We start from the raw sequence: 8456 nt of genomic DNA on the forward strand, positions 1-8456 counted from the left end.
AATATTAATGACTAATTCATAAGCTTTAGAGGATCTGATGAAGCGAGGCTGCTATGAATAAAAGTGCTCCAGAAAAAAGAGAGTCTGTAGAAGAGGTCATAGCTCGTTTAAGGGCCAATCGAGATGCACCTCACGAGATATCAGAGAGACATGTCGTTAATACATCGCCCAAAACTTCAATAAATCAGAGAGTCTCAAAAATCGCCCCCTCCACTCGTCCATCAGAACGCAAAACCGAGGCAAGCAAAACCATCAAACAACTCTTGCTTGGTAAACTTACGCAAGGTCAAGCGTTGAAATATTTACGTATTAATATACTGGGACTCAAACAGGATGTGTTCGCAAAACTCGTTGGTGTTTCAAGAAAAACACTCTCAGATATAGAGAATGATCGAGGCAGCTACAATACAGAGATTCTCAACAAGGTATTCAAACCATTTGGCTTAAAAGTCGGACTGCTCCCCTCTTCTCCCGATACGTTAAAATCGCTATTGATAGATGGTGAGGATGGGTAAAATGCTCAGTATCAGCGCTCTTGCTTTAGATTGAATTGCTATAACAAGCTAGTATTTTTAAATGATTTAGGAATACATGGACGCGGGTTCAGTTCCTTTTGAAGCAGGAAATTGATGATTTTGCCAGGTGGCTCTAAACAATCGCAACTCAATGACTATCGCTCAATAAATAGAAAGCGCGCCAATCTCAACTTAGGACGCCACCCTGATGTTTCTCTTGTACAAATGCGGAGGTCAGTTTACACACCCGCAGTTATGCATTCGTTTGTTGCTGATGGGTAGCGGCTGTAGTGAGTTTATCGGCGCGGAAAAGCTTGTAAGCCATAATGCCAATAACCAACGCTTTGATGATCATCATTTGTGGGTTACCGAAATAGGCAGCCATACCAACAAACCCCGATAAGAACATGAGCAAACGGAACCTTTTCAGGTCAGTCATATACAGTGCCAACAAAATTAACGCGAGATCGCCAAACTGCAAGGCTTCGGCAAGTGTGGGGTTATTGATAAAGCTGCTTACGGCCACATAAGCAATATAAAGAATACCGCTCGCCATCAAAGCCGCAGCAGAATTGATCACCATTTTGCTGGTGTTAGTAAAATCTTTCACATATCGATATGCGTTAATGGCACCAACCGACAGGTTAAGAATGACTTTAGGCCACCAACCCATCAAAATTGACCAAGCAATATCATTCGCAGCCGAAGCAAATGCAGCATAGCGAGTAAACTTCATCGAATTAAAGATGGTGAGTGATATATAGAATGCGACAGATGTCCATCCTAATACTTCGCGTAATATATCAAGCAAAATACGGTCTCTTTTTACATAGAATCATCATCCACAACAATGAAACTATCTGCTACTAATAAGGCCTGTAGTGGTTTATAAACCCACCACCTGGCCGTTTGGCGTAGGATAATATCACGGCATTCGGTATAAATCCTAGAAAAGACTCTTATCAATACACGCTTATTCTCGAAAATATGTTTCTCAATTTTGGAAACAAAACTGCAAACTCAACAAACGCATCACCACTCCCCTTTTGACACATTCAATCATCCCTGAATGAAAATTAACTGACGTACGCTAACTCATTCAGCGAGGAGAACGAACCGCAACCACTTTCGTCTCAATCAACTGGTAGCGAATCCCAGCTTGATCAAACGACTGGCGCAGCGCCGTTAAATTCCGGTGATAGGTCACTTGCCGACCAGATGCCGTCTTCACTTTCATTACCATATTACTCATACACTTATCCTCTACACTTAACCGATTGGTTGCATCAAACTATGCTATTTTGAATATTTATAACCAAACAACTTGGAGTTGCAGGTAGCAAGGAAATCGTTATTGTGCGAACTCTTTGAGTGCTGCCATCGCCTTTTCTGCCTTCTCTTTTTGCACAAAAATATGGTCATGATAATAGCCCGCAATCACATTAGCGCTGATGCCATACGAAGCTAGCTTAGTTGCAAAAGCGGCCGTTAAACCCACCGCCTCTAAACTTGAATGAACCGTCAGCGTAATTAAGCTGAATACCGATTCAAAATCGAGCTGCGCCGCAATGGCCTTTTGCTGCTCAACGACCAAGGTCAGCCCTTCACGCTCTTGAAATGTCGCCACGGGTTCTAAATGCAAATAATCGGCTAATGCCCCTTGCACAGTACAAAACACATAACTTCCGCCCACCAACTCGGGTGACATGGATTGCAGTAAAACCTCTAAATCAGTAATCGCTGTCATATTTTCTTTCTCATTCAAATTGAAGCCGAAGTGCAGAGTAAAGCCCTCTGTGGAATAAGTGAAATTAATAACATTAATGGTTAATTAGTCATTCTTATTGAATAGAACATCACTTGAGTTCTATGGCGATTTTAGGCTAGCTGTCTACGCACGAAAAACTTAAAACAACTCAGTTGATCACACTTGTACTGCAATCAATTGAGCCTTTGGTATTAGATAGTTAGAATAGCGTTCACTTTGAGGAGCGATTATGTCTATCGAGTTCTACAACCAAAATGCCCAACTGTTTTTTGCATCAACCAAAGAAGTAGATACCCATTCGCTGATGGAACACTTTACGCCCCATATTCCAAAAGGGGGCATCATCCTTGATGCTGGTTGTGGTTCTGGCAGAGATGCAAAAAGTTTCATTGAGCAGGGTTATAAAGTGGTGGCATTTGACGCCAGTGAAGAATTAGCAAGCTTAGCATCTCAACTGCTTCAAATTCCGGTCACCGTTTCAACCTTTGCTGATTTTCAAAGTGATCAATCTTTTGATGGTATTTGGGCTTGCGCATCGTTACTGCATGTTGGTGAGTTGGATCTTCCAGATACCTTTACTCATTTAGCTTCTCAGCTAAAACCATTAGCCCCTCTATATTGTTCTTTTAAATATGGGACAGGGGAAGTGGAACGTGATGGCCGTCGATTTACCAACGGTGATGAACAACGTTTAGCACAATGGATCGCTCATGCCCCATTGAATATGGCAAAAATCTGGATAACCAATGATTTAAGAGCGGATCGCCAAAACGAACAGTGGTTGAATGCTATTTTAATAAAAAGTGAAGAGCGATGAGCGCTCATAGAAACAAGGGTCTAGCCACTTTATATAGCGGTCCAAAATTAAGTGCGGGAGGGAAACAAGACCCGCTACTTCCTAAGTTAATCCAAGCCATTAACCACGCTAGTGAAATAGAGATCTCGGTTTCTTTCGTTCAACCTTCCGGATTGGATTTACTATTTGACCCTATTCTTGACGCTCTAAAAAGTGGAGCCTCACTCAAATTACTGACTTCGGACTATCTAGCAATAACCCACCCAGTCGCATTACGACGCCTTATGATATTGGCGGAACGTGGAGCGCAATGCCGTATTTTTACTTGTGAAAGTCAACATAGCTTTCATATGAAATCCTACATTTTTGTTAAAACAGAACAAGGGACCATCAGTGAAGGGTGTGCTTGGGTCGGTTCAAATAACATCAGTAAAACAGCATTACTACAAAGCTATGAGTGGGCTTTACGCCACGATTTTGAGCAACCAGCCACTTCACCCGCAGCGCAAGAATTTGAATATATTCGTGAGCAGTTTTCAGTTATTTTTTCTCATGAACAGAGTATGACTCTCTCCCATCACTGGATAGACGACTACTTACTGCGCTACAAAAAACTGTCAATGCAACGTTCATTAACACTGTTGGATGGAGCCGATGAAGCACCGGAGATACCTACCCCAAACTCAATGCAAGTGTTGGCTTTATCAGCGCTAGACCAGAGCCGTGAGCAAGGCTATGTACGTGGCTTGGTTGTCTTAGCGACTGGAATGGGAAAAACATGGTTAGCCGCTTTTGATGCTCAACAGATGCAAGCAAAACGCGTCTTGTTTGTTGCCCATCGAGAAGAGATTCTGACTCAAGCTGAAAGCACATTTAGTAAATTAATACCTAACGCTAAAACTGGCTTATACAACGGAGCTGAAAAAACAGAGAAAGCTGATTATCTTTTTGCTTCAGTCGCCACTTTAGGTAAAAAAGCGCAGTTAGCGCGCTTCAAAGCCGATGATTTTGACTATATTGTTGTCGATGAATTTCATCACGCGAGTGCACGTAGTTACCGAGATTTACTCGCTTATTTCCAACCAGCGTTTCTTTTAGGCTTAACCGCAACACCCGAGCGCTCTGATCAAGCCGATATATTATCGCTTTGCGACAACAATTTAGTGTTTGAGCGTAACTTGGTGCATGGCATTGATGAGAAAATTTTAGTGCCATTTCATTACTACGGTATTTACGATCAATTCGTCGATTATCAAGAAATCCCTTGGCGCAATGGTAAATTTGACCCCACAGCTTTGGACAGTGCATTTGCAACCAAGCAGCGTGCCGAACATATTTATCAACATTGGTTTGGCAGAAAACAACAGCGCACATTAGCTTTCTGTATTTCTAAACGTCATGCCGATTACATGGCGAAATACTTTTCCAAACAAGGCATTCGCGCTATCGCCGTCTATAGTGACTCTCGAATACGTCGAAACGACGCCCTAAAACAGTTGAATGAAGGAAGTATCGACATTCTTTTTTCTGTCGACCTGTTCAATGAAGGAACCGATCTACCAGCGATTGATACCATTTTGATGATTCGTCCCACCGAATCAAAAATACTCTTTTTACAGCAATTAGGCCGCGGTTTGCGCCAATCTCCGAGTACAGGTAAACAGCAATTAATGGTGTTAGATTTTATCGGTAATCACTCTTCATTTTTAAATCGGCCCGCAACCCTACTCAATGTGGGTTCACTGAAAGAAATAGTCAAAACGACCAACCAAACCACTTCGTTAGCGGCCGGTTGCTATGTCAACTTTGATCCACAACTGCTGCAATTTTGGCAAACCTTAGCAAAACAGATACGTTCAACGGCGGCTGAAGATTACCAAGATCTCAAGCATCAACTCGCACACCGACCAAGTGCCGCCGAATTTTTCCACCATGGCTATGATCTCAGCAAAGTACGCCGCTCGATGAAAAGTTGGTTTAGGTTCGTGGCAGACCAAGAAAGTGACTTAGCACTGACTCAACGACTGACGAAATATGACGAGTTTTTGCTCAAAGCAGTCGAAATCACAGCGATGAGCAAATGCTTTAAAGCCGTTTTACTTGAAGCACTATTAGAGCTTGATGGTTTGAGAAAGCCCCCAACATTGAATGAGCTAGCGATTCAAAGTCATAAAGTGTTATCACGTAGACCTGATTTGATGCGACGAGATCTCACCGAACAAGCCAAGCAATTTAGCGCCACAGGATCCGAATGGCTAAATTACTGGAATCGAAACCCAGTCAAAGCGTTTACAAGCCCAGACTCTTCTGGCCATGCATGGTTTAAGGTGGATAATCATCGCTTTGTACCCACTTTTGCTGTAGACAATGCCGATTTGCCACAGCTTCATGATTTTATTCAAGAACTTGTCGATTTGCGCTTTGCCGAATACATACAGCGAGTCAGTAAGCAAGAAGCACACTCAAACTCGAAGCCAATCCAAACTTCGGCAAAGATCCTTCCGTTGCCAAACCAAGCAGGCGAAAAAGGTACCTATTTGCCCCTCTACCCCGATCTAAAAATTGCTTGCGGTCATTTCAAGCAAGGTAGTCATGATACTCAAGAGCAATATTTAGTCGCCGCTGGTTACGGTAAGCTTGATCCAACAAGACATTTCATTGCCCCCGCTTCAGGTAACTCAATGAATGGAGGTAAAAAACCGATTCAAGATGGTGATTTACTACTACTTGAATGGGTCACACCAAAGAGCGCAGGTTCAATTTCTAATCTGGTCATGGCGATTGAAACTCAAGATGAAACGGGTGATAACCACTACTTGCTACGCGTAGTACGCAAAATAGGACCAAACAATTATCAGCTTGAGGCACAAAACGCTGACTACGCTCCTATGCTCGCAACCGATAGCATGCGTACTTTTGCTCGGCTCAAAGCCATCCTCCGTTAATATTGCATGCTTCCTGACGCTCGATTGGGGAAATAAACATAAAACCAAAATAACCACCAGTTATTTTGTGACAGGCAGCAAATAAAGAGACGATAAATTTGCGCTTAAAATAGCGATTCAAATCACCTTTTCAGCGCATTTACTCCCATAAATCTTCTTCACACATCACATAAAACCGCGCGAATGTTACTGGCCACGGTTTATTTCCATTTGGAAGTGGAAATAGGGCTTATCCACCCTTGCTCCCTTTTACGCTATTTTCTTCTCCAAGCTAAACATTTGGAGAATCCCACGGTGCAAAACTCTCAACCCATTAGCATGGATGATGCACAGATTATAGAGCTTGGCTTGTCGCTCACCGAACGAGCCATTGCCTTGCTTAATTCACACGCTATCTACCCCGATTCGCTACAGAAAAAAATGCTCGAAACACACATCAAAGCGATGGTTTGGCGCTCATTTAGCGGTGAATCGTTACCTGAACTCGATATGGAGATGTTTGATGAAATCTCTCCTATTTGTTTCACCTTGGCCGAGCAAGTGTGTCGTTGGATGGAGAACCTCGCTTATGAAGAAGCGCATCTGCTTTCGGTCCATTTTGAAGTAGCTAAAGAAAACGAATTAAACCCAACAGCAGGAGAAACAACATGTCAGTAATCAAAGTCGTTATTGGTGATCGCATGGGCAAAGGTCAGAAAGTAGGAGCCGGTGCTCAAGCGGCAGGCGCTGAAGTGACCGTTATTCCCGGCATGGCCGCAGACATGAAGTTAGGTGATGTCATGCAACAGCAGCAAGCCGATTTAGGGATCTCTTTTTGCGGCAGCGGCGGCGCAGGTGCTATCACAGCGCAAACAAAATATGGCTATCAATGCCGTTATGGAATGCGCTCTGTTGAGGAAGGGATAACCGCGATCAATGAAGGCTGTGTGGTTTTGGGTTTCGGCTTTATGGATAAAGAAGAGCTGGGCGAAAAACTGGTGAAGGCGTTTGTGGCTAAGCATGGCGTCAAAGCATGAAAGAGCAGTTAACCACTAAGGTAACCGTGAGTGGCAAGGGCGAAACAAAGCAGCAGGCTTTTGCCGCGGCTTTAAGCCAAGTACAACCCACGTTACTTAAGAATAACGCAAAAGTCCTCCTCCGGATTGAGCCGTTAGACGTCAACGTTTTGCAAGCAGAAGAGAAAGTAAAGCGAGAGAAATTCCTTTTCTTCTTTCTTGCAAGAGATCGACGCCAATACAGCGTCAAGCTAGAGGTTACGGTCAGCCTGACCCACATCGATGTGGAACAGGTCGATTTCAAACGTTAACAGGTCACTATAAGGATCCCTGACATGTTTCTTATCATTCTCTTTAAGTCCATCATCATTGGTGGCTTAGTCGGTATCGGCGTTGGAGTAGGCGCGGCAAGGATGTTCCATGCTCCAACTATCCAAGGTATGGGTGCATTTCGTACTCTGGGAGAGTTGAACTCGTGTGAAGGCGACCCTGCCTCTCACTTCTCTTTTGGGCTTGGATTCTTCTTTAATGCTTGGGCCTCAACGGTTGCGGCAGGGGCATTCACTCAAGATGTTGACCACCGCATCATCCCGAACTGGGGCGCGGCGGCGCTGATGATAAAAAACCGCGACCTTGCCACTACCTTGCATGATCCAAAACGAATGGGCATTGCTTGCGCCATTATCGGTGCGATTGTGGTTGCGTTTCTTAACTCAACGGCGGCGGCCGTTCCTGCGGCGCTGCAAGTCACGGCGGTAAAGGTATTAGTACCTGCGGCAAACTTACTGGTGAATACCGTCATGCCGGTTATTTTCTGGCTAGCGGCAATTGAAGCGGGTAAAAAATCGGGCTTTTGGGCCACTATCTTTGGTGGTTTAGCTCAGATGATTATGGGCAACGCCGTTCCTGGTTTGGTGCTGGGTATTTTGATTGGTAAAGGTGTTGAAGAGAGTGGTTGGAACAAAGTAACCCAGATCATGATGGCGGCAATTATTGCACTGTTTGCGTTAAGTGCTTTCTTCCGCGGGTTCGACATGAAATTTATCGAAGCTTTCCATATGCAAGTTCCTTTGTGGCTTGAAAATATCCATCTCATGATCAGTGGTAAATAAGGAGTTGACCATGGACGAAAAAATGAAAAACAACTTTTGGTATGCCGACTGGTCTTTCCCGATTTTCGTGGGATTGCTTTCAGCCGGGGTTTTTGCCGGAACGCACATGTACTACTTATACGGTGTCGGTGCTTTTAACGAAGTGGCGTTTGTTTCCATGCTGCGAGCAGGGATGGATACAGGCGCGTACGGTGCGGTGGCCGCTTTTGGTGCAAGCTTTCTGTTTGCTCGCATCATTGAAGGTTCGCTCGTGGGCATTTTGGATATCGGTGGCGCAGTGCAAACCGGTGTGGGTTTAGGGATTCCAGCTTTACTACTGGGTGCT

At 44.1% G+C, this 8456-nt stretch carries 11 protein-coding genes and 1 pseudogene; 9 read left to right on the plus strand and 3 right to left on the minus strand.

The features are described from left to right. Positions 1-53 precede the first annotated feature (53 nt). Positions 54-515: a helix-turn-helix transcriptional regulator gene (locus tag AACR75_RS04920; protein WP_047688967.1), complete on the plus strand. Its 462-nt coding sequence runs from the start codon at positions 54-56 to the stop codon at positions 513-515. Between the two features lie 114 nt (positions 516-629). Further along, positions 630-752 (plus strand): annotated as a pseudogene (locus AACR75_RS04925) (integrase); the annotation flags it as partial. A 16-nt stretch (positions 753-768) separates the two neighbouring features. Here AACR75_RS04925 and AACR75_RS04930 read toward each other — a convergent pair. From AACR75_RS04930 to AACR75_RS04940, 3 genes are all read right to left on the minus strand, one after another. Then, positions 769-1326 (minus strand): hypothetical protein, encoded by a 558-nt coding sequence (locus tag AACR75_RS04930; RefSeq protein ID WP_017045604.1) that lies wholly within the window; start codon positions 1324-1326, stop codon positions 769-771. Between the two features lie 288 nt (positions 1327-1614). Next, positions 1615-1767, minus strand: coding sequence for a hypothetical protein (locus AACR75_RS04935; protein ID WP_013857464.1), 153 nt, complete (start codon positions 1765-1767; stop codon positions 1615-1617). 99 nt (positions 1768-1866) lie between these two features. Continuing rightward, on the minus strand, positions 1867-2262 hold the full coding sequence (locus AACR75_RS04940) for an ACT domain-containing protein (RefSeq protein ID WP_047688969.1): 396 nt from the start codon (positions 2260-2262) through the stop codon (positions 1867-1869). Positions 2263-2512: 250 nt separating this feature from the next. Here AACR75_RS04940 and AACR75_RS04945 point away from each other — a divergent pair, with 250 nt between their 5' ends. The 7 genes from AACR75_RS04945 to AACR75_RS04975 form a co-directional block, all read left to right on the plus strand. Beyond that, a complete protein-coding gene (locus AACR75_RS04945; protein ID WP_047688972.1) occupies positions 2513-3100 on the plus strand; it encodes a class I SAM-dependent methyltransferase in 588 nt (195 codons plus the stop codon). Next, positions 3097-6024 (plus strand): DEAD/DEAH box helicase family protein, encoded by a 2928-nt coding sequence (locus AACR75_RS04950; protein WP_047688975.1) that lies wholly within the window; start codon positions 3097-3099, stop codon positions 6022-6024. Before AACR75_RS04945 ends, AACR75_RS04950 begins: the two co-directional genes overlap by 4 nt. A 294-nt stretch (positions 6025-6318) precedes the next feature. After that, positions 6319-6681 carry a transcriptional regulator gene (locus tag AACR75_RS04955; protein ID WP_228209387.1) on the plus strand — a complete coding sequence of 121 codons (363 nt, stop codon included), beginning with the start codon at positions 6319-6321 and terminating at the stop codon, positions 6679-6681. Next, entirely contained in the window at positions 6672-7040 is a 369-nt protein-coding gene (locus AACR75_RS04960; protein ID WP_019281179.1) for an SFCGS family glycine-rich protein, read from the plus strand. Before AACR75_RS04955 ends, AACR75_RS04960 begins: the two co-directional genes overlap by 10 nt. Continuing rightward, the gene (locus AACR75_RS04965) at positions 7037-7330 is read left to right on the plus strand and encodes a DUF4312 family protein (RefSeq protein ID WP_010320376.1); all 294 of its coding nucleotides are present in this window, start codon (positions 7037-7039) and stop codon (positions 7328-7330) included. The genes AACR75_RS04960 and AACR75_RS04965 overlap by 4 nt, the downstream gene beginning before the upstream one ends. Before the next feature lie 24 nt (positions 7331-7354). Beyond that, the gene (locus tag AACR75_RS04970) at positions 7355-8131 is read left to right on the plus strand and encodes a DUF4311 domain-containing protein (RefSeq protein WP_017045612.1); all 777 of its coding nucleotides are present in this window, start codon (positions 7355-7357) and stop codon (positions 8129-8131) included. Positions 8132-8141: 10 nt separating this feature from the next. Continuing rightward, on the plus strand, positions 8142-8456 hold a 315-nt coding region (locus AACR75_RS04975), incomplete at its 3' end, for a DUF4310 family protein (RefSeq protein WP_047688977.1).

It is taken from the genome of Vibrio sp. ZOR0018, assembly GCF_963865925.1.
GTDB lineage: Bacteria > Pseudomonadota > Gammaproteobacteria > Enterobacterales > Vibrionaceae > Vibrio > Vibrio anguillarum.

Coding starts and splice junctions, on each gene's coding strand:
- AACR75_RS04920 (WP_047688967.1), top strand. CDS start 54: ATGAATAAAAGTGCTCCAGAAAAAAGAGAGTCTGTAGAAGAGGTCATA.
- AACR75_RS04935 (WP_013857464.1), bottom strand. CDS start 1,767: ATGAGTAATATGGTAATGAAAGTGAAGACGGCATCTGGTCGGCAAGTG.
- AACR75_RS04940 (WP_047688969.1), bottom strand. CDS start 2,262: ATGACAGCGATTACTGATTTAGAGGTTTTACTGCAATCCATGTCACCC.
- AACR75_RS04945 (WP_047688972.1), top strand. CDS start 2,513: ATGTCTATCGAGTTCTACAACCAAAATGCCCAACTGTTTTTTGCATCA.
- AACR75_RS04950 (WP_047688975.1), top strand. CDS start 3,097: ATGAGCGCTCATAGAAACAAGGGTCTAGCCACTTTATATAGCGGTCCA.
- AACR75_RS04960 (WP_019281179.1), top strand. CDS start 6,672: ATGTCAGTAATCAAAGTCGTTATTGGTGATCGCATGGGCAAAGGTCAG.
- AACR75_RS04965 (WP_010320376.1), top strand. CDS start 7,037: ATGAAAGAGCAGTTAACCACTAAGGTAACCGTGAGTGGCAAGGGCGAA.
- AACR75_RS04970 (WP_017045612.1), top strand. CDS start 7,355: ATGTTTCTTATCATTCTCTTTAAGTCCATCATCATTGGTGGCTTAGTC.